We start from the raw sequence: 21,107 nt of genomic DNA, 5'->3' as shown, positions 1-21,107 counted from the left end.
GGCCGGAAAAATGTCATTCCTTGAAGAGAGTCAGCCCATGCTGCACCGACTGTCCGCCGTCAATCGGCAGGATGGCGCCAGTGACATAGCTGCCTGCACGGCTGCACAAATAGAGCGTTGCGCCGGCAATGTCATCCGGTGCGCCGATACGGCCAATCGGGACATGGCTGCCGACATGCCTGGCCTGTTCGTCCGTGCCGGTGGCGAATGCGGTCATGCGGCTCTGGAAGGGACCTGGCGCAAAGGCGTTGACGGTGATGCGGCGGCCGGCGAATTCGAGCGCCAGAGTGCGTGTCAAATGATGCACCGCGGCCTTGGAGGCGGTGTAGGAATAAGCGTCGTCGGCCAGCGGCTGCGTGCCCATCACCGAGCCCAGGTTGATCACACGGGCCGGATCGGCATCGCTCGCACCAGCATCGAGCAGCGGCAGCAATTCGCGCGTCAGATGGAAGACCGCGGTGACATTGACGCCGAACACCTTGGCCCATGCCGAATAAGGGAAGCTCTCAAGCGGCGCGCCCCAGGACACGCCGGCATTGTTGATCAGAATATGCAGCTTTTCGGTCCGCGCCTTGACCTCGCCGACCAGGGCGGCGATGCCGGCCTCGCTGGAGACGTCGCCGGCAAAGCCTTCTGCACGGCCCGGGGCGCTCAGTCCGTTCAATTCGTCGGCGACCCTGATGCAGTCCTCGCCCTTGCGCGAGGCGATCATCACGCTGGCGCCGGCCCTGACCAGCGCGCTTGCCGCCATGCGGCCGATGCCGGTCGCCGCTCCCGTCACCAGCGCGGTCTTGCCGGCAACCGAAAACAGCTCATCCAGATAACTCATCCAAATTCTCCGCGCCCTTGCCAACCGCGGGCAAAACAGTTCGCGTTGACAAGGCTATCCGAAGTACGGTCATCCTTGCCACGGATAAAATGCCTGGCGTGCATGAAGGGTTAGCGACCGATGACGCAGATGAATCTCGGCATGACCGAGCGGCTGAAGCCGATCCACGCACGCGTTGCGGCCATGGTGCGCGACGAGATCATGCCGCTCGACAAGGAATTCCTGGCCGAAGTCGGCAAGACGGGTGATCGCTGGGTGTACAGTAAGCGTCAGAGCGAGATCCTCGAAGGGCTGAAGAAGACCGCACGGGAGCGTGGCCTGTGGAATTTCTGGCTGACCGGCTCGGAACGCGGCTACGGCCTGTCCACTGTCGAATACGCCTATCTGGCCGAGGAGATGGGCAAGGCACATCTCGGCGCCGAAACCTTTAACTGCTCCGCGCCCGACACCGGCAATATGGAGGTCCTGGAACGCTACGGCTCGGCCGAGCACAAGCGGGAATGGCTCGAGCCGCTGCTGGAGGGAAAAATCCGCTCGGCCTACCTGATGACGGAGCCGGACGTCGCTTCCTCCGACGCCACCAACATTTCCATGCGTTGCGAGCGGCAGGGCGAAGACTATGTGCTCAACGGCGAGAAATGGTGGGCGTCGGGCGCCGGTGATCCGCGCTGCGCCATCTACATCGTCATGGTGCGGTCCGGCGGCGATGAAGAACCGCAGCATCGCCGCCATTCGATGATCCTGGTGCCCTCGGACACGAAAGGCGTGACCAAGGTTCGCGCCATGCAGGTCTATGGCGACGATGACGCGCCGCATGGCCACATGCATCTGCGCTTCGAAAATGTGCGGGTATCGGCGTCGAACCTGATCCTCGGCGAGGGCAGGGGCTTCGAGATCGCGCAGGGCCGGCTCGGCCCCGGCCGCATCCATCACTGCATGCGCGCCATCGGACAGGCGGAGATGGCGCTGGAGATGCTGTGCCAGCGCTCCGTGCGCCGCGAGGCCTTCGGCCTGCCGCTGGCCAGGTTGGGCGCCAATTTCGACATCATCGCCGAGTGCCGCATGGAGATCGAGATGGCCCGGCTGCTCTGCCTCAAGGCGGCATGGATGATCGATCAGGGAGACGCGCGTGCCGCGGCCCCCTGGATCAGCCAGATCAAGGTCGTCGCGCCACGCGTGGCGCTGAAGGTCACCGACGAGGCGGTGCAGATGTTCGGCGCGCAAGGCATCAGCCAGGACACGCCACTGGCGCGTTCGTGGACGCATCTGAGGACCTTGCGCCTTGCCGATGGGCCGGATGCGGTGCATCGGCGGCAGGTGGCGCGGACGGAGCTGAAGAAATACACGCAAGAGAAGGTCTGAGCGTCGGTTCGGCCGGCCACATACGGTTCTTCCCGCGGCAACCAAGGAGCGTTACCGATGACCATTCCCTCCGAAATGAAGGCGCTGCTCCTGGTCGGCGACGGCTACACCAGGACGCCGAGCGGCAGTGTGCTCGAGGCGATGGAGCCTTATCTTCAGCCGGGCAGCATCGCGGTGCCAACGCCTGGACCGACACAAGTGCTGATCAAGGTCAGCCTGGCTTCGATCAATCCATCGGACGTCGCCTTCATCAAGGGCCAATACGGCCAGCCGCGTGCCAAGGGCCGGCCAGCGGGGTTCGAGGGCGTCGGCACCGTCGTCGCCGGTGGCGACGAGCCTTATCCCAAAAGCCTCGCCGGCAAGCGCGTCGCCTTCGCCACCGGCCTTAGCAATTGGGGCTCGTGGGCTGAGTACGCTGTCGCCGAGGCGGCGGCCTGCATTCCGCTGCTCGATACGGTGCGCGATGAGGACGGGGCCGCGATGATCGTCAATCCGCTCACCGCGATCGCCATGTTCGACATCATCAAGCAGGAAGGCGAAAAAGCCTTCGTCATGACCGCCGGGGCCAGCCAGCTCTGCAAGCTGATCATCGGCCTCGCCAGGGAGGGAGGGTTTCGGCCTATTGTCACCGTGCGCCGCGACGAGCAGATCGCGTTGCTGAAAGAGCTTGGAGCAGCGCATGTCCTCAACGAGAAGGCGCCGGATTTCGAGGCCACGCTGCGCGAGGTGATGAAGGTCGAGCAGCCGCGCATCTTCCTCGATGCGGTCACCGGGCCGCTGGCATCGGCCATCTTCAATGCGATGCCGAAAAGGGCGCGCTGGATCATCTACGGCAGGCTCGATCCCGAGGCCACGGTCATCCGCGAGCCGGGTCAACTGATCTTCCAGCACAAGCACATCGAGGGCTTCTGGCTGAGCGAATGGATGCGGCAATCCAGGGATCGGCGTGGTCCGGCGATTCTCGAGGCGCAGAAGCGTTTTTCCGATGGACGCTGGTCGACCGACGTAACGGCGGTCATTCCGATGGCCGAGGCAATGGCGCGCGTGCCGGCGGAACTGGCCAAGCCCAACGGCAAGGTTTTCATCCGGCCTTGATGCCTTCCGAAGCTGCGCAGGACGTTTCCATGCGAGGCTTCCGAGGCTTTTTCCGAGTTGGCTGTCTTGTCTTGGTGCATGACCACCCGCCGCAGTCCGCTAAGTTGAGGGGCGCGCGCTCCATCCCCCTATGCCATTTCGCTTCGTCCGTGATATGCCGCCATCGAAATGCCGGACGCCGCGGGCAAGGGCCCGTTCTGAAATGGTGTGGGGTGGTGCTTTTATGACGATTTCCAAGCCGGTTTTCGACCGATTGGGACTTGGCGTTTGGATCGGAGCGTTTCTGGTCGTTCTCGTCCTCGTCCTGTGGGCGCCCGACACGCGCTCCGTGCTGATGGCCTACAGGTACGGCAGCGAGGAATTCCTGGCCGGCCGGCCGCTCTACAATGTCCAATCCGAAATGGGATATCTCTACGCGCCGGCCTTTGCAGCACTCTACGTTCCGGTGCTGAAGCTCGGACCGCATCTGGGCGGCCTGGTATGGCATATTATCGGTTTCGCGGTGCTTACCTTCGCCGCGATGCGGCAGGTGCGCAAGCTCGGCGGCAGCGAATTGACGTGGCTGCTTTCGTTCGGGGTCTTCCTCGCCTTGCCGATGGCACTGGGTGCGATCCGCAACGGCCAGGCGACGATTCTCCTGACCGGTGCCTGCTGGCTCCTGACCCTGTCGGCGCTCGAAGGGCGGCGCGCCGAGACCTTCTTCTGGGCCTCGGTCGCCATCATCGCCAAACCGACGGCGGTCATCATGCTGTTGTTGGTGGGTGCCCTGCGGTTCCGGCTGATACCGGTGCTGGCACTGTCGGTGCTGTTCGTGATCGCGCTGCCCTACGCTTTCGCGCCAGCCGGCTATCTCACCGACCAGTACCGGGTTTTTGCCGGGATGCTGACATCGATGGCCGTCGACAACACCAGCCACTTTGTTCCAACCGACTTCACCGCGCCCTTTACCAGGGTGGGGCTGCCGATCCCGGAGTTCGGCGCCACGATCATGCGCATCGTCATGGCGCTGTTTACGCTTTTCACGGTCGTCTGGTTCGACCGCAAGCTCGAACGTGGAACGGCTGATCTTGCCATCTTCCTGACGGCGACGTTCTACATGTGCGTCTTCAACCCGCGCGTCGAGCCCAACACCTATGCCATGGTCGCAGTGCCCGCCGGTCTCGCCATTGCCTTGTTATGGCGCGAGGAGCGAGGCGGTGTGCTCGCCTCGATACTGTCTGTGATGCTGTTCGTGACAGGATTGACGGGGGTCGAGCGTCATATCCAGGATTTCTCATACCCCTGGTTCCGGCCGATCGCGGTGACCATCATTGCCGGTTCGCTGATCTGGTGGTTTTGGGCCAGGGCGCGAGACAAGGTGGCGCGAGACAAGGTGATGAATGAAAGGCCTGTCGCAAATGGCTGAGTCCAGGCCTGTTCTCGATATCGTCGCGCCATTCTTCAACGAGGCGCAATCCGCGTCGGCTTTTGCCAAATTGCTGGACAAGCTCGAAGCAGCGGTGTCCCAGCGTTTCGGCATGGCCGTCCACAAGATCCTGGTCGACGATGGCAGCCGCGACGACGGCGCCGGGCGATTTTCGCAGGCTCTGTCGGGATCGTGGGAGATCGTTCGCCTCAGCCGTAATTTCGGCAAGGAGGTCGCTGTGCTCGCCGGCCTCGACCACTCGCGCGGCGAGATGGTGCTGATCATGGATTCGGACCTGCAGCATTCCATGGACATCAGCCTGCAGATGATCACCGAACTGGTTGACAATCGCGAGATCGACGTCGTCTACGCGCAGAACGACCGCCGCGAGGCGAGTTGGCGGCGCAGCCAGCTGGCGCGGCTTTTCTACAGCCTGATCAACTCCAGCCAGCGCTTCGACATTCCCGAAAATGCCGGCGATTTTCGCGTCATGCGCGGCACCGTTGCGCGCGCGCTGACCAGCCTGCGCGACAAGCGGCGCTTCAACAAGGGGCTGTTCGCCTGGGCCGGCTTCCGCCAGAAAGCCATACCCTATTCGCCGGAGAACCGCGCCAGCGGCACCTCGAAATGGAGCCGGCTCAACCTGCTCGCCTTCTCGCTGGAAGGTTTTACGTCGTTTTCGGTCATCCCGCTGCGCATCATCAGCCTGAGCGGGATGCTGGCCGCGCTGGCGGGCATCGTTTACGGCGCCAAGGTGTTCTTCGAAGTGATGTTCTACGGCATTGCCGTGCCTGGCTATCCCAGCCTGATGGTCGCCGTCGTCCTGCTCGGCGGCCTCAACCTGACCTTGCTCGGCCTGATCGGGGAATATGTCTGGGTTACGCTTTCGGAGAGCAAGGACCGGCCGGTGTACCTGGTGCGCGATGTGGTGCGCAGCGACGTTTCGGGCGAGCCGTCAGGCGCATCCGGCTCATGACGCGGCGCATCCGCCTGATTGCTGACGACTACGGCCTGGCGCCTGGGGTCTCCACCGGGATTCTCGATCTGATCGACCGCGGCCGCCTAACCGGCACAAGCTGCATGACCGGCTTTCCCGAATGGGGGGAGGCGGCGGCGCTCATCAAGCCGCTGAGCGGCCGCGTGGCGATCGGGTTGCACTTGACCCTTACGGACCAGCCAGCCGTCACGGGCAAATCGAGCCTGGCGCCCGAGGGCCGACTGCCGCCGCTTCGTTCGCTGGCCCTGCCGGTTCTGCGCGGCCGGATCGACGGGCGCGACGTCCATGCCGAACTCGATGCGCAGTACGCTCGTTTCGTCGAGGCGCTGGGCCGCGGGCCGAGCCATATCGACGGGCACCAGCATGTGCATTTCCTGCCGGTCGTGCGCGAATGGCTGCTGGCCCGTTTTCCAGCGGGCCCCGGCAGGCCGATGCTGCGCGGCGCTCCCGCGCCCGCGGTGGTGCCGAAGATCGCGGCCATCGCAGCGCTCGCCAGCGGCTTCGACCGGTCGATGCGGAGCGCCGGTTTTTTCGTCATGACGCCCCTTGCGGGCATCTACGACTGGCGGCAGCCGGAAAAGTTCGCGCCTGCCCTGAAAACCGCCGTCGAGACGTTGCCGCAAGAGGGGCTGTTCATGTGCCATCCCGGCCATGTCGATGAGACGCTGCGCACGCGCGACCCGATGCAAGGCGTGCGCGAAGTGGAATTCGGGGTTCTGGCCTCGGACGCGTTCGGCGCGGGCCTTGCCCGTGCCGGTGTCGAGATCCTGGATGGCAAGGGATGAGCGGCGCCGACCATCTCCGGCGTTCGACCGGCGGCAAGATCGTCCGTTTCGCGCTCGTCGGACTGGCAAATACGGCCATCGACCTTGCCGCATTTTTCCTGCTGCTCAAGCTGCACGTCCCGCCGCTGCCCGCCAATGTCATCTCGTGGTCGATCGCCGTCGTCGTCTCTTTCGTGGCGAATGGCTTCTGGTCGTTCGAGCGCAATCACGCCATACGACTGCATCACGCCTTCCTGCGGTTCGTCTCGCTCGGAGCGCTGATTTCACTCGGCGTCTCCAGTCTGTCGATCGCACTCCTCGCCGGTGTCGCCGGCGTGTGGCCGGCAAAGATCGGCGGTGTCATCGTGGCGGCGGTGCTCAACTTCCTTGCCGCGCGCTGGTCGATCGAGGGCCGGCTGCTGAAATAGCGAGTTCTATTCCGCCGGTTCCACGTTGGTGTAAGCGGCTTCCTCGAGTTCGCGCTTGAGCCGTGTTTCCTCGTGGGTCTTCGGCGTGACGAAGCGGCCAAGCAGGAGATAGGCGACCGGCGTCAGGAACAGCGTCGAGATGGTGGCCAGACCAAGCCCGCCGACAATCACCCAGCCGAGCGCGACGCGCGCCTCGGCGCCCGCGCCGGCGGCCAGCACAAGCGGCACGCCGCCAAGTATGGTGCAGATCATCGTCATCATCACCGGCCGCAGACGGATGGTGGAGGCCTGCTCGATCGCTTCGCGCACGCCCAGGCCGCGATCTCGCAACTGGTTGGCGAATTCGACGATCAGGATGCCGTTCTTGGCCATGACGCCGACCAGAAGGACCAGGCCGATCTGGCTGTAGGCGTTGAGACTGGTGCCAGACAGCAGCAGCGCGAAAATGGCGCAGGCAAGACCGAGCGGCACCGTCGCCATGATGATGACGGCGCTGACGAAACTCTCGAACTGGGCGGCCAGCACCAGAAGGATGATGACCAGCGCGAAGCCGAAGATGGTGACCATGGCGCTGTTAGTTTCACCCAAAGTCGCGGCCTCGGCCAGCGGCAGGACGCGGCTTCCGGGTGGCAGGAGCGGCGTGGCGATCTCCTCGGCGCGTGTCAGCGCATCGCCAAGCGCGAAATCGCCTGAGAGGTTCGAGGTGATTGCCACCGAAGGCTGCTGCTGTTCGCGCGACAGCGACGGCGGCACGGCGCGCTCGGTCAGCGTGGCGATCGTCGACATCGGCACGAAGCGGCCATCCGCCGTCTTGAGGAAGACATTTTCCAGATCGGTCGGATCGTTGATCGGATTGGTGGTCGAGACAAGCTTCACGCCGTAGCTGCGGTCGGCGATGTAGACATCGGCGACATCGTTGCCGTCGAGCATGGCTTGCATGGTGTTGGCGAGCCCGGTGATGTCGATGCCGAGATCGGAAGCGCGCTCGCGGTCGATGGCCACGGCCAGTTGCGGCTGCGTCGGGTCGATCGACAGGCGTGGGGTCTGGAAGCGCTGGTCCTTCTGCATCTCGGCGATGATCTTGACCGCCGCATCCCCAAGCGCCTTGCGGTCGTTGCCGACCAGAGCGAACTGCAGGCCGTTGCCGGCGCCGCGGATGCCGAGGCTGTTCGGCTGCACCGGAAAGATACGCACGCTGGGCACCTGCCTGGTCAACTGGCTGATCTCAGCCATGATCTCCTGCTGGCTCCGGCTGCGCTCGTCCCACGGCGCCAATGTCATCACCATGAAACCGGAGTTGTAGGAACCGTTGCGGCCGGCATTCTCGAAGGTCGAGCGAATCTCGCCGGAATCGCGCATCGGCTGGATCAGTCGTTCGATCTTCTGCATCTGCTGCGTCGTGTAGTCGAGGCTGACGCCTTGGGGGGCGCTGATGCGCAACAGCACGACGGCACGGTCCTCGGTCGGCGTCAGTTCCTGGCGGATCGTGCCGAACAGCGCAAACGCGATCCCGGCAAACAGCACGGCGACAAGAACCACGATCCAGGGTGCATCGAGACACGCATGGAGCGCGCGCTTGTAGCCCGCGTTCAGAACGCCACCGATGCGCGCGCCAATACCGCGGCTGTCTTCGCGGTGAAGCGACGCGCTGGTCAGCATGCGCGAAGCAAGCATCGGGCAAAGCGTCAGCGCCACCACGCAGGACAGAAGCACCGACATCGCAAGCACGAAGCCGAATTCACGGAACAGGCCGCCGGTCTGGCCCGGCAGGAACGAGATCGGCACGAAGACGGCGACCAGCGTCAGCGTCGTGGCGACAACGGCGAAGAATACTTCCTGTGCCCCGAGTACGGCGGCCGCGCGCGGGCCCATGCCTTCGTTACGCCGTCGCACGATGTTTTCCAGCACCACGATGGCGTCATCGACAACCAGGCCCGTGGCCAGCACCAAAGCGAGCAGCGTCAGGATGTTGACCGAGAAACCGGCCAGATAGATGGCGGCGATGGTGCCGATCATGGCGACCGGCATCGACAGGCCCGGGATCAGCGTGGCGCGCCAGTCGAGCAGGAAGATGTAGATGACGATCAGCACCATGGTGACCGACAGGCCGAGTGCGATCTCGACCTCGTGCACGGCACCCTTGACGAAGACCGCGTCGTCGCTGGTGATCTTGATCGCCATGCCCTTGGGCAGGTTCTCCTGCAGCTTGGCGACGGCGGCCTGGACGCCGGTCGAAATGTCCAGCGTGTTCGATTCCGCCTGCCGGATGATGCCGATGCCGATGCCGGCCTTGCCGTCCGAACGCAGCGTGGTCTGGCCCACATCGGGGCCGAGCGTGACGGTCGCGACATCGCGGATGCGCGTCGTGCCGCCGATGATGATGTTCTCGAATTCCCCGGGCGTCGTCACGTCGGCCGTGGTGCGCACGATCAGGTCCTGGTTGGTCGTGGTGATCGAGCCGGCCGGTGAATCGAAGGCGACCGAGGCAAGCGCTGCCCTCAGATCCGCAACAGTGAAGCCAAGGCTGGCGAGCTTGTTCTGGTCGACATCGATGCGAAAGATCTTGTCGCGGTCGCCGTAGACCTGGACGTCGGCGACGCCGGGCACGGCGGCCAGTTCGTCCTCGATCCGGTCCTGGACCACCACCGTCATGTCCTGGATCGACATGTTGTCCGAAGTCACTGCCAGCCGCATCACCGCGTCGGAATTGGCGTCGGCCTTGACGATGCGTGGCGGATCGGCTGTGTCCGGCATCTGGTTGGCAACGCGGCCGACGGCATCACGCACGTCCGAGGCGGCGACGTTGAGGTCGACACCGTCATTGAACTCGATGGTGACGCGGCTCGAGCCGAAGGAGGAGGAAGACGAGATCGACTTGACGCCGGAGACGCGGGCGACCGCGCCCTCGATCGTGTCGGTCAGTTCGCGGTCGACGGTTTCGGCCGCGGCCCCTTCGAAGCTGGTGGACACGGTAATGACGGCGCGATCGACGTCTGGCAATTCGCGGATCTCGACACCGTAGAAGGCGGCAAGGCCGGCAACGGCAATAAGGGTGTTCAGCACGAAGGCCATGACCGGCCTGCGGATGAACAGCGCGGTGAAGCCAGTATCGCTGGCGGCGTTGACGGCGCTGGTCATGAGCCTTCCGCGGCGTTGGCGGCGCGCTGCTCCTGGCCGGCGATCCGAACCTCGCCGCCTTCGCTGACACTTTGGGTGCCTTCGGTGACCACCATGTCGCCGCTGCCGATCTCGGCGTCGATCAGCACGGTGTCGGTGTTGCGCTGGATGATGCGAACCGGCAACCGCCTGGCCTTGCCGTCCTGGACCTGCCAGACATAGGCGCCGTCCGATCCCCAGAGGATCGCCAGCGGGCTGACGGCCGGATAGGTCTCGCCGGGGAATTTCATGGTGATGCCGAACGACATGCCGGCGCGCAGCGAATCGGCCGGGTTGGCGATCTTTGCCTTGACCAGCAGGGTGCGGCTCTTTTCGTCGATGTGGTTGTCGATCGCCGACACCGTTCCGGTATAGGCGTTGCCCGGATTGGCGATCGGCGTTGCCGTCAATTGCGCTCCGACCTTGACGGCGGCCGCGAAGCGCTCCGGCACCTGGAAATCGACCAGGATGGAGGACCGGTCGTCAAGCGTGGCGATCGCCGACTGGTTGGTCACGTAATTGCCGGCCGAGATCGGCAAAATGCCGACGGTGCCGGCGATCGGCGCCGGGATCGACCGGCGCCGCAGCGCAAGCTCGGCATCCTGAAGCGCCAGCTTGGCGCCGGCCAGCACAACTTCGGCGTCAGCCACCGCGACCGGCGTCGCGGCGTTCGAGGCGCGCAACGACTTGACGCGGTCGAGCTTGGCCTGCGCGTCCTGCAAAGCGAGCTTGGCCCGGTTCTGGGCGATGATCTCGGTTTCGGAATCGAGCGTGGCGATGATCTGCCCCTTGTCGACATGCGTGCCGGATTCGACCAGCAGTTCGGTAAGGCGGCCCGAACTGTAGGGATTGACGGTGACGGAGGCGTTGGCGCGGCCGGTGCCGATCGCCTGCAGGCGGTCGTTGATGGTGGCCATGCTGGCTGGCGACGCGACGATAGTGGCGATCCTGGCGCGCACCGCCTGCCGGGCGCCAGACGCCGCGGTGTCCTTTGCTGGAGGCGTCGCGCCATACGCCCAGTCCATCCCCCAGCGTGCCAGCATGTCGGGAGCGCCGGGGAAGAAACGCGCCCACGCGGCCGCGGCGGCGACCACGATCACGAATGCAAGGACAATCTGTTTCCAGCTCGACATCGATACTCCAGCGGCAAAGGTCGTCCACTGGTTCCAGGTGGAAGCGGATGCAGCGACGATGCGGGCTGGCGGCGACAACCCGGCCACGCCACACCCCGGTATCATCGGTTTATGGCAATTATCACGCAATCGTGCACATTAAATCTCGGTAACGTGAATTCGCGCCGCCTGGCGGAGCCGATGCGACGGCCCGGGAAACCTGCTTACCGCAGGCCTTCCATCTCGCGGATGCGCCGGGCGCCGTCGGCTTCGAGCTGCCTGGTGACGGCCCCGATCAGCGTTTCGGCGACGACGAAGAGTGCCGCCGAGGAATCCCATGCGGAAGGCACGGCGGTTCGCCCGGCAATGACATGGCGGGCGAAGCGGGCGATCGGCGATAGCCACTGGTCGGTGAAGAGCACGATGTGAACACCGCGCTGATGCGCTTTCTCGGCGAATCGGACGAGGCTGTCCTGGTAGCGCCTGATGTCGAAGATCACCAGCACGTCGCGCTTGCCCATGTCGATCAGCCTGTCGCGCCACATGCTCTCCTGGCCGGCGAGGTGAAAGACATCGGGCTGGATGACGGCAAGATGGGCGGCCATGTAGCGTGCCAGAGGGTCGGTGAAGCGGCCGCCGATCAAGAATGTCTTGCCACGCCGTTCGGCCAGCCTTGCGGCAATGTCGGCAAGCTGCCTGTCGGACAGGTGCCTGAAGGTCTCGCGCATATTTTCGAGCGTCGCTTCCAGCATAGGCGACACCGTGCCGCCGTTGGGCGAGGGCGGGTTGAGCGTTCGTATCGCCGGCGACTGCAGTTGCGCCGCCAGTTCGTCCTGCAGGCTCGACTGGAACTCGGGATAGTTCTGGAAGCCCAGCCGGGCGACGAAACGCAGGATCGTCGGCGAGGAGACGCCGGCCGCGGCCGAGAATTCTGCGACCGTCTTCAGGCCGATCATCGGATAGCTGGCGATCAGCGTCTGGGCCGCCCGCCGTTCGCCGGCGGGCATGGTGCCGATGCGGTCGGCAATCAGTTCAGCAATGCTGGAAATCATCGTTGTCCCCACCCTTGGCCCGGCCGACGGTCTTTTCCCCAGATCGCATTTGACAAAGCCGGATAAACTGTATGAAATCATTCATCGGGACGCAATGAGACAAAATACGTAACATACGGTACAGCGCTCCCGGGGGACGGCAGGACTATGGAGACAGCGCGGCCCGCCAGCCTTGCATCGTCTGATACCGTTGGGGTCACCAACCCCGGCGGATCGAGCCCTTTCGTGCTGACCTGCGACCACGCTTCCAACTTCCTGCCGGCGGAATTCGGCACGCTCGGCCTTGCCGCCGAGGACCTGTCGCGTCACATCGCCTGGGATCCCGGCGCGCTGCCGGTTGCGTTGCGCATGGCGCGGGCGCTCGACGCGACGCTGGTCGAAACCCGCATTTCGCGGTTGGTCATCGACTGCAACCGGGCGCTCGATGCGCCGGACCTGGTGCCGCCGCTCAGCGAAAGCACTCCCATACCTGGCAATGCAGGTCTCTCCGAAAATCAGCGCGCGGCGCGGATTGCGCTGTCATGGCAGCCATTTCACGACACCATCGAGCAGATCGTGGAGGACAGGCTGGCGCGCGGCCATGAGACCCGGCTGGTGTCGGTGCATTCCTTTACGCCAATCTACAATGGCCGCAACCGGCCGTGGCACATCGGCGTCATCCATGACGAGGATCGCCGGCTGGCGGCGCCGCTGATATCGGCGCTGCGGCGGCTGGCCGGCGTCACGGTTGGTGTCAACGAACCCTATTCGCCTGATGACCGCGTCTATTTCACGCTGGAGCGGCATGCACGCACGCGCAGGTTGCCCTGCGCGATGATCGAAATTCGCAACGACGAAATCTCCGACGAGACTGGGCAGCGGAAATGGGCGGATCTGCTCACAGGCATTTTTTCGAATCTGGAGCCCGACGAGGCCAGGGGCTCCCGACAAGGCGCAATGGGAAAATCAGTACAAACGGCCAGCTAAGAAACCATAGGGGACTTCAAATGGCAGCACCGGATCACACAGACAAGTCGGAGGATGTAAAGATCCTTCACAGCATGGGCTACGCCCAGGAATTGGCTCGCCGCATGAGCGGCTTCTCGAACTTCGCCATTTCCTTCTCGATCATATGCATCCTGGCGGGCGGCATTACGTCTTTCCCGCTGGCGATGGCCACCGGCAGTGGTTTCGAGGCGACCATCGGCTGGGCCATCGGGGGCACCTTTGCCCTTGTCGTCGCCACTTCGCTGGGCCAGATCGGCTCGGCCTATCCTACCGCCGGTGGCCTCTATCACTGGTCGTCAATCCTGGGCGGACGCGGCTGGGGCTGGGCCACGGCCTGGATCAACCTACTCGGCCTGATCTTCGTGGTCGCCTCGGTGAATGTCGGCGTCTACCTGCTGTTTCAAGGGCTTGTCGCGGGGCCGATCTTCGGCTGGGACACATCGACCTGGGGCTTCTGGCAGCAGACCGCGGCTGTCGTCATCATCACCGTCACCCAGGGCCTGTTCAATCATCTGGGCATCAAGACGACAACGAGATTGACCGATTTTTCCGGTTACCTCATCCTCGTCGTCGCGGTTGTGCTGACGCTGACTTTCTTGATCTGGGGCGCGCATAGCTTCGATTTTTCGCGATTGACGACCTTCGTCAACACGACCGGCGATCTCGGTGGTGGCTATGTTCCGACGGCCCGCACCGCATTCGTGGCCTTCCTGATCGGCCTTCTCTACCCGCTTTACACGATCACCGGCTTCGACGCCTCCGCCCATACCGCCGAGGAAACGCACAATGCCCGCGTTGCTGTGCCCAGAGGCATGATCCACGCGGTCCTCTGGTCTCTCGTCTTCGGTTTCGTCATGGCGGTTTCCTTCGTTCTTGCCAGCCCCGATCTCGTGGCGACCGCCAAGGACGGAGGCAATGCCTGGTTCAACCTGTTCAACAATCTGCCGGCGCCAACGTTGCTGAAGGCCGTGCTCGGCATCTGCATCGTGCTGGCGAACTATCTTTGCGCGCTGGCCGGCCTCACTTCGACCTCGCGTATGATCTTCGCCTTTTCGCGTGACGGAGGTCTGCCGGGATCATCTTTGTGGAAGCAGGTTTCGCCGACCTGGCGCACGCCCGTTCCGGCTATCTGGCTGGGTGTCGTGCTGTCGATCGCCGCCACGCTCTATTCGCCGGCTTTCGCGGCGCTTGCAGCCGGGTGCGCGCTTTTCCTCTACATTTCCTATGCCATGCCGGTAGCGGCCGGACTTTTCGCGGAAGGAAAGACCTGGACCGAATTCGGACCGTTCCGGCTCGGCGTCTGGTCGAAGCCGTTCGCCATCATCACCGTGCTTGGTGTCCTGGTGCTGATGTATGCCGGCATTCAGCCGCCCTTCGACATCCTGATCAACTATGCGATTGGATTGATCATTCTGCTCGTCGTTTTGTGGTTCGCCGTTGAAAATCGCCGCTTCCAGGGGCCGCCCATCGGCGAGGCCGCAATCGCCAAGCGCAGGGCGGCCATCGCAGCGGCCGAAAAGGCCGTCGGCGAATCCGCCTAAACTGCCAATCAAACCGTGGCGGGTTCGCTCGCCACGGTTTTCCTCCCGTTCAACACCACCAAGCTCGAAACGACCAAGCACTGGAGTGCCAAACGAATGGCCGGAAATTTCTCGTTCGATCAGTTGAAGAAAGCGGTCTCCAGCGGCGAGATCGACACGGTGCTGGCCTGCATCGTCGACATGCAGGGCCGACTGGCGGGAAAACGTTTCCTGGCGCAATACTTCGTCGATTCCGCGCATGACGAAACGCATGGCTGCAACTACCTGCTGGCGGCCGACATCGATATGGAGCCGGTGCCGGGCTACAAGGCGGCAAGCTGGTCGAAGGGCTATGGCGATTTCGTCATGAAGCCGGACCTGGCGACGCTACGGCGCATTCCCTGGCTGGAAAAGACGGCGTTGGTGATCTGCGACGTGCTCGATCACCACACCCACGACGACCTGCCGCATTCGCCGCGCGCCATCCTGAAGAAGCAGGTGAAGCGGCTGACGGAGCGCGGCTATATCGGCTATTTCGCTTCCGAGCTCGAATTCTACCTGTTCAACGAGACCTACGATTCCGCCCGCAAGAAGCACTGGCAAGGTCTCGACACCGCTTCGCCCTATATCGGCGACTACCAGATCGGCATCACCACCAAGGAAGAAGGCGTCATGCGCCGGCTTCGCAACGAGATGGAAGCAGCCGGCATCCCGATCGAGAATTCCAAGGGCGAGTGGGGCCCGGGCCAGGAAGAGATCAATGTGCGCTATGCCGAAGCGCTCGACATGGCCGATCGCCACGTCATCCTGAAGAACGGCGCCAAGGAAATCGCGGAGTCCGAAGGCAAGGCGATCTCCTTCATGTCCAAATACAATTACGGGCTCGCCGGCAATTCCAGCCACATCCACAATTCGCTGTGGAGCGCCGACGGCAAGACGCCGCTGTTCTTCGACAAAAACGCCGACTGGACGTTGTCGACGCTCGGCCAGCAATGGGCGGCCGGGCAGCTTAAGTACGCCAAGGAGTTCACGTGGTTCCTGGCGCCCTACATCAATTCCTACAAACGGTTCCAGGCCGGCACCTTCGCGCCAACCAAGATCATGTGGAGCGAAGACAACCGCACCGCCGGCTTCCGTCTCTGTGGCGAAGGCACCAAGGGCATCCGCATGGAGTGCCGCATCGGCGGCGCCGACCTCAACCCCTATCTCGCCTTCGCGGGACTGATCGCGTCCGGCCTTGCCGGCATCGACGAAAAACTGGAGCTGCAAAAACCGTTCGTCGGCGACGCCTATCAGGCATCTCGTTTGCCGGAGATTCCCAAGACGTTGCGCGATGCCACCGAGACGCTTGCAAAGTCGAAGATGCTGAAACAGGCGCTGGGGGAGGCTGTGGTCGAACACTATGTCCACACAGCGAAATGGGAGCAGTTCGAATACGACCGCCGCATTACGGATTGGGAGCTGCACCGGGGGTTCGAGCGATACTAAAGCTTTATACAGTTTTAAAGTTGACAATGCAGTGACGCTGAGGCCATATGAGACCTGTCAGTTGCAATGTGCTGCATTGAGGAACTTACAATGTCAAAATATGCGCCGCTCAAGGACTTCCTCATTTCCCAAGACGTTGATCGTGTGCCGATGTCGTTTGCCGAAATCGAGAAAGTGCTCAATCTGCCACTGCCCGCATCGAAGCGATACCCTGCGTGGTGGAGCAACAATCCGAGCAACAATCCCATGACAAGGGAGTGGCTTGAAGCTGGGTTCGAGACCGAATCTGTCAACGTCGGCAGTGGGAAACTGGTCTTTCGCCGCGTTCGCAAGGCGCCCGTTTCGACGTCGCCCAGCGGTAGCGCGCCTGCGCGAAAGGAAGCGCGTCCGGACCGCCACCCCGGCTTTGGTTTCATGAAGGGCTTGATAACAATTGAGGCCGGATTTGATGTCACCAGGCCTTTCGATGATGAGCCTTGGGACCGGGGCTATCTGGGCGGCGAGGCTCAGGCAGGCGATGGCAAACGCGCGGTGCGTAAATGAGTGAAGAGCCGAGGCTGCTTCTCGATACATGCGCGATGATCTTTATCGCGAACGACAGTCAAATTGATCCGCACGCAAGCCGGGAGATTTCGGAGGCGGCATACGATGGCCGTCTCTATCTCTCGCCGATGTCGGCATGGGAGATCGGGATCGGTGTGGCCAAGGGCCGGCTCAACCTGCCGTTGGCGCCACTCGATTTCGTGGAGCGGTTCATCGAGCGAATGTCAGCGAAGCTCAGCGCTATTTCACCAGCCATTCTGATTGCGTCTTCCAACTTGCCTGGCCCCCCTCATGGCGATCCGATGGATCGGATACTGATGGCAAGTGCCAGAGCCTTGGACATGGTTCTGGTGACGCGAGACGAGCCCATCCTTCGCTATGGCCGTAATGGCCATCTGCGAACACTAGCCTGCTAACCTGGAGCATCCTTTGGAAACCGTAAAACTCAAATCCCCCATCGATGGCTCGATCTACGCCGAGCGTCCGATCGCGACGGACCAGGCGGTCAACGCCGCCGTCGAGCGGGCCAAGGCGGCGCAGGAGAAATGGGCGCAAACGCCGATCGTCGAGCGCGGCAAGTACATGCTGGCGATGCTGGAAGCTCTGGTCGCGATGACCGACGAGATCGTGCCGGAGATCGCCTGGCAGATGGGGCGACCTGTGCGCTATGGCGGCGAGTTCGGCGGCGTCAAGGAGCGCACCAATTACATGGTCGAGATCGCGGAAGCGGCGCTCAAGTCTGTGCCGGCCTCCAACCCGAAGGACGGTTTTCGCCGCTACGTCAAGAAGGATCCGCTCGGCGTGGTCATGGTGATCGCGCCGTGGAATTATCCTTATCTCACCGCCGTCAACACAATCGTGCCGGCGCTGATGGCCGGCAATGCCGTCATCCTGAAACATGCCGCGCAGACATTGCTGGTCGGCGAACGTTTCCAACAGGCCTTCGACAAGGCCGGACTGCCCAAAGGCGTGTTCCAGAATGTGGTTCTCAACCACGCCCAGACCGAAAACCTGCTGGGATCGGGCAAGATCGATCATGTCAATTTCACCGGCTCGGTCGGCGGCGGCCGTGCCATCGAGAAGGCCGCGGCGGGCACGTTCATGACGCTCGGCCTCGAGCTTGGCGGCAAGGACCCGGCCTATGTGCTGCCCGACGCCAAGATGGATCACGCGGTCGCCAATCTGGTCGATGGCGCTTTCTACAATTCCGGCCAATGCTGCTGCGGCATCGAGCGTGTCTATGTGCATGAAAAGGTCTATGACGAGTTCGTCGAGGGCTTCATCGCCGAGACCAGGAACTACGTGGTCGGCAATCCGCTCGACCATGCAACGACGATGGGACCGATGGCGCAGGCGCGCTTCGCCGACCTGATCCGCGAGCAGAAGGCCGAAGCGTTGCGCAAGGGCGCGGCGGCGCATATCAACATGAAGGTGGCTAACGACAAGGCCGGCTCGCCCTATCTGGCGCCCGAGGTGCTGACCGGGGTCGACCACCAGATGAGCGTCATGCGCGAGGAAAGCTTTGGCCCGATCGTCGGCATCATGAAGGTGCGCAATGACGAGGAGGCAATCGCCCTGATGAATGACAGTCCCTACGGGCTGACCGCCTCGATCTGGACTCGAGACACCGAGCATGCGGTGGCGATCGGCGACCGGATCGAGACCGGCACGGTGTTCATGAACCGCTGCGACTATCTCGATCCGGCGCTGGTCTGGACCGGGGTCAAGGATACCGGCAAGGGTGTTGCCCTGTCGGCGCTCGGCTACGACAATCTGACCAGGCCGAAATCATTCCACCTGCGTGAAGCCATCTGATTTTTGAAAGACAAGCCATGTCCAAGCTCATCTCCAAATGGAATTACCCCACCACTGTCCGCTTCGGCGCAGGGCGCATCAAGGACCTGCCTGAAGTGCTCGAGGCCACCGGCATCAAGCGGCCGTTGTTCGTCACCGACCCGGGGCTGGCGAAGCTGCCGGTCGTCGCTTCGACGCTCAGAATCCTCGACGACGCCAAGGTGCCCTACGGCGTCTTCTCCGACGTGAAGCCAAACCCGGTCGATTCCAACCTCACCGCCGGCATCGCCGTGTTCAAGAAGGGCAAGCATGACGGCGTCATCGCCTTCGGCGGCGGCTCCGCACTGGATCTTGGCAAGCTGATCGCCTTCCAGTCCGGCCAGACGCGGCCGGTCTGGGATTTCGAGGATGTCGGCGACTGGTGGACGCGCGCCAACTCCGATGCCATCGCGCCGATCATCGCGGTGCCGACCACGGCGGGAACCGGCTCGGAGGTCGGCCGCGCCGGCGTCATCACCAACGAGGCGACCCACACCAAGAAAATCATCTTCCACCCGAAACTTTTGCCGGCAATCGTCATTGCCGATCCGGAACTGTCGGTCGGCATGCCGGGCTTCATCACCGCCGGCACCGGCATGGACGCGCTTGCCCATTGTCTCGAAGCGTATTGCACACCTGGCTATCATCCGATGGCCGACGGCATTGCGGTCGAAGGCGTGCGCCTGGTTTTCGAGAACCTGCCCAAAGCCTACGCCAATGGTAAGGATCTCGTCGCGCGTGCCAACATGATGAGCGCTGCCGCCATGGGTGCGGCGGCCTTCCAGAAGGGGCTGGGCGCCATTCATGCGCTTTCGCATCCGATCGGCGCCCTCTACGACACCCATCATGGCATGACCAATGCCGTCTTCATGCCTTACGTGCTTGCCTTCAATCGCGAGGCGGTCGAGGAGCGCATCGCTCGCCTCGCGGCCTATTGCGGCATAAAGGGCGGCTTCGACGGCTTCGCCAAGGCGATCATTAAGCTGCGCAAGGAATTGAAGGTGCCGCATGCGCTGCCAGGCCTGATCAAGGGCCTCGACATGGACAAGAAGCGCAAGGCGCTGATCGCCGACATGGCGGTGGTCGATCCGACGGCCGGCGCCAACCCGGTCAAGCTGACCAAGAAGGCGGCGCTGACCTTGCTCGAAAATGCCATCGCCGGGACGGTCTGAGGCCGGTTCCGGGGTGCGGAAGTTGATCGGGAAGACGAGGGGAAAGGAAAGGGGAAGGGGCGAAAGGCGGGCGGATTAAGCTTAGCCGGAAAATTAAGTGGTGGCTAATTGCTACAGTCCGTTAAAAAGAGTTAACTTTTCACGCTGCGAGGTGCCGGTTTCACAAAGCTTTCATCTGGCTGTCACACGAAAACGATACCGCATCGCAGGCGCCCAACGGCGTCAGTTCAACGGAGAGAACACATGTTCAAATTCACGGGGAAAGTGCTTTCCCTTTCGGCCGCGACCCTGATGGTGTCGTCGGTGATTTCGTCCGCTGCTTCGATGGACGATCTCATCAAGGCCGCGAAGGCCGAGGGCCAACTCACCACCATCGCCCTGCCACATGACTGGTGCGGCTACGGCGACGTCATCGCCGGCTTCAAGGCGAAGTATCCGGAAATTACCATCAACGAACTCAACCCCGACGCCGGTTCCGGCGACGAAGTCGAGGCGATCAAGGCCAACAAGGACAACAAGGGCCCGCAGGCTCCTGACGTCATCGACGTTGGCCTGTCCTTCGGTCCGACCGCCAAGGCCGATGGCCTGTTGATGCCCTACAAGGTATCGACCTGGGACTCGATCCCGGACAGCGCCAAGGATGCCGATGGCGCCTGGTACGGCGACTATTACGGCGTGCTGTCGTTCATGGTGAACAAGGACCTGATCAAGGAATCGCCGAAGGACTGGGCTGATCTCCTGAAGCCGGAATTCGCCAACGCCGTCGCCGTCGCCGGTGACCCGCGCGCTTCGAACCAGGCCATCCAGGCTGTGTATGCCTCCGGTCTGTCGACGGGCGCCGCTGCTGGTGCAGCCGCAGGCACCGCTGGTCTCGACTTCTTCAAGAAGCTCAACGCAGCCGGCAATTTCGTCCCGGTCGTCGGCAAGCCCGCGACGCTCGCACAGGGCCAGACCCCGATCCTGATCAACTGGGATTACAACGCGCTTGCCGGCCGCGACACGCTGAAGGGCAATCCGCCGGTCGACGTCGTCGTGCCGAAGAGCGGCGTTGTCGCCGGTGTCTACGTGCAGGCGATCAGCGCTTATGCGCCGCATCCGAACGCGGCTAAGCTCTGGATGGAATACCTCTATTCCGACGAAGGCCAGATCGGCTGGCTCAAGGGCTATTGCCACCCGATCCGCTTCAACGATCTCGCCAAGAACGGCAAGGTCCCGGCGGACGTGCTGGCCAAGCTGCCTCCGGCTGAATCCTACGCTTCCGCTGCCTTCCCGACGCTCGACGAGCAGGGCAAGGCCAAGGAAGTCATCAGCAAGAACTGGGACGCCGTCGTCGGTGCCAACGTCAAGTAAGGCTTGAAACCACC

Annotated in this window: 18 protein-coding genes; 14 read left to right on the top strand and 4 right to left on the bottom strand. The window is 63.1% G+C overall.

The annotated features are described in order from the left end of the window. Positions 1-13 precede the first annotated feature (13 nt). Positions 14-829, bottom strand: a complete 816-nt coding sequence (locus LB556_RS05090) for an SDR family oxidoreductase (protein ID WP_224564732.1) — start codon at positions 827-829, stop codon at positions 14-16. Positions 830-949: 120 nt separating this feature from the next. Between LB556_RS05090 and LB556_RS05085 the strand changes: the two genes are divergently transcribed. From LB556_RS05085 to LB556_RS05060, 6 genes are all read left to right on the top strand, one after another. Further along, the gene (locus tag LB556_RS05085) at positions 950-2,191 is read left to right on the top strand and encodes an acyl-CoA dehydrogenase family protein (RefSeq protein ID WP_224564730.1); all 1,242 of its coding nucleotides are present in this window, start codon (positions 950-952) and stop codon (positions 2,189-2,191) included. Between the two features lie 57 nt (positions 2,192-2,248). Continuing rightward, a complete protein-coding gene (locus LB556_RS05080; protein ID WP_224564728.1) occupies positions 2,249-3,286 on the top strand; it encodes a zinc-binding dehydrogenase in 1,038 nt (345 codons plus the stop codon). Positions 3,287-3,509: 223 nt separating this feature from the next. Beyond that, on the top strand, positions 3,510-4,691 hold the full coding sequence (locus LB556_RS05075) for a glycosyltransferase family 87 protein (RefSeq protein ID WP_224564726.1): 1,182 nt from the start codon (positions 3,510-3,512) through the stop codon (positions 4,689-4,691). Continuing rightward, on the top strand, positions 4,684-5,667 hold the full coding sequence (locus tag LB556_RS05070; RefSeq protein ID WP_224564724.1) for a glycosyltransferase family 2 protein: 984 nt from the start codon (positions 4,684-4,686) through the stop codon (positions 5,665-5,667). Before LB556_RS05075 ends, LB556_RS05070 begins: the two co-directional genes overlap by 8 nt. Beyond that, positions 5,664-6,473 (top strand): ChbG/HpnK family deacetylase, encoded by an 810-nt coding sequence (locus tag LB556_RS05065; RefSeq protein ID WP_224564722.1) that lies wholly within the window; start codon positions 5,664-5,666, stop codon positions 6,471-6,473. The genes LB556_RS05070 and LB556_RS05065 overlap by 4 nt, the downstream gene beginning before the upstream one ends. Further along, a complete protein-coding gene (locus LB556_RS05060) occupies positions 6,470-6,880 on the top strand; it encodes a GtrA family protein (RefSeq protein ID WP_224564719.1) in 411 nt (136 codons plus the stop codon). The genes LB556_RS05065 and LB556_RS05060 overlap by 4 nt, the downstream gene beginning before the upstream one ends. A gap of 6 nt (positions 6,881-6,886) precedes the next feature. Here the strand turns inward: LB556_RS05060 and LB556_RS05055 are convergent, their stop codons facing one another. The 3 genes from LB556_RS05055 to LB556_RS05045 all read right to left on the bottom strand — a co-directional run bounded on the left by LB556_RS05055 (position 6,887) and on the right by LB556_RS05045 (position 12,200). Beyond that, complete coding sequence (locus LB556_RS05055; RefSeq protein ID WP_224564717.1) at positions 6,887-10,018, bottom strand: efflux RND transporter permease subunit; 3,132 nt, start codon at positions 10,016-10,018, stop codon at positions 6,887-6,889. Then, positions 10,015-11,169, bottom strand: coding sequence for an efflux RND transporter periplasmic adaptor subunit (locus LB556_RS05050; protein ID WP_224564715.1), 1,155 nt, complete (start codon positions 11,167-11,169; stop codon positions 10,015-10,017). The genes LB556_RS05055 and LB556_RS05050 overlap by 4 nt, the downstream gene beginning before the upstream one ends. A gap of 203 nt (positions 11,170-11,372) precedes the next feature. Next, entirely contained in the window at positions 11,373-12,200 is an 828-nt protein-coding gene (locus LB556_RS05045; RefSeq protein WP_224564713.1) for a MurR/RpiR family transcriptional regulator, read from the bottom strand. A 147-nt stretch (positions 12,201-12,347) separates the two neighbouring features. Here LB556_RS05045 and LB556_RS05040 point away from each other — a divergent pair, with 147 nt between their 5' ends. From LB556_RS05040 to LB556_RS05005, 8 genes are all read left to right on the top strand, one after another. Then, entirely contained in the window at positions 12,348-13,166 is an 819-nt protein-coding gene (locus tag LB556_RS05040) for an N-formylglutamate amidohydrolase (RefSeq protein ID WP_224564711.1), read from the top strand. A 20-nt stretch (positions 13,167-13,186) separates the two neighbouring features. Further along, complete coding sequence (locus tag LB556_RS05035) at positions 13,187-14,728, top strand: amino acid permease (protein WP_224564709.1); 1,542 nt, start codon at positions 13,187-13,189, stop codon at positions 14,726-14,728. Positions 14,729-14,824: 96 nt separating this feature from the next. Further along, entirely contained in the window at positions 14,825-16,195 is a 1,371-nt protein-coding gene (locus LB556_RS05030; protein ID WP_224565072.1) for a glutamine synthetase family protein, read from the top strand. A gap of 90 nt (positions 16,196-16,285) precedes the next feature. Further along, complete coding sequence (locus LB556_RS05025; protein ID WP_224564707.1) at positions 16,286-16,738, top strand: hypothetical protein; 453 nt, start codon at positions 16,286-16,288, stop codon at positions 16,736-16,738. Continuing rightward, positions 16,735-17,154, top strand: a complete 420-nt coding sequence (locus tag LB556_RS05020) for a type II toxin-antitoxin system VapC family toxin (protein ID WP_224564706.1) — start codon at positions 16,735-16,737, stop codon at positions 17,152-17,154. Before LB556_RS05025 ends, LB556_RS05020 begins: the two co-directional genes overlap by 4 nt. 13 nt (positions 17,155-17,167) lie before the next feature. Continuing rightward, entirely contained in the window at positions 17,168-18,553 is a 1,386-nt protein-coding gene (locus LB556_RS05015) for an aldehyde dehydrogenase family protein (protein WP_224564705.1), read from the top strand. 17 nt (positions 18,554-18,570) lie between these two features. After that, positions 18,571-19,743: an iron-containing alcohol dehydrogenase gene (locus LB556_RS05010; protein ID WP_224564703.1), complete on the top strand. Its 1,173-nt coding sequence runs from the start codon at positions 18,571-18,573 to the stop codon at positions 19,741-19,743. A gap of 243 nt (positions 19,744-19,986) precedes the next feature. Further along, on the top strand, positions 19,987-21,093 hold the full coding sequence (locus tag LB556_RS05005) for an ABC transporter substrate-binding protein (RefSeq protein ID WP_224564700.1): 1,107 nt from the start codon (positions 19,987-19,989) through the stop codon (positions 21,091-21,093). Positions 21,094-21,107: the final 14 nt, after the last annotated feature.

This window comes from Mesorhizobium sp. ES1-4 (assembly GCF_020164745.1).
GTDB lineage: Bacteria > Pseudomonadota > Alphaproteobacteria > Rhizobiales > Rhizobiaceae > Mesorhizobium.
This window is presented reverse-complemented; position numbering and strand designations above follow the sequence as displayed.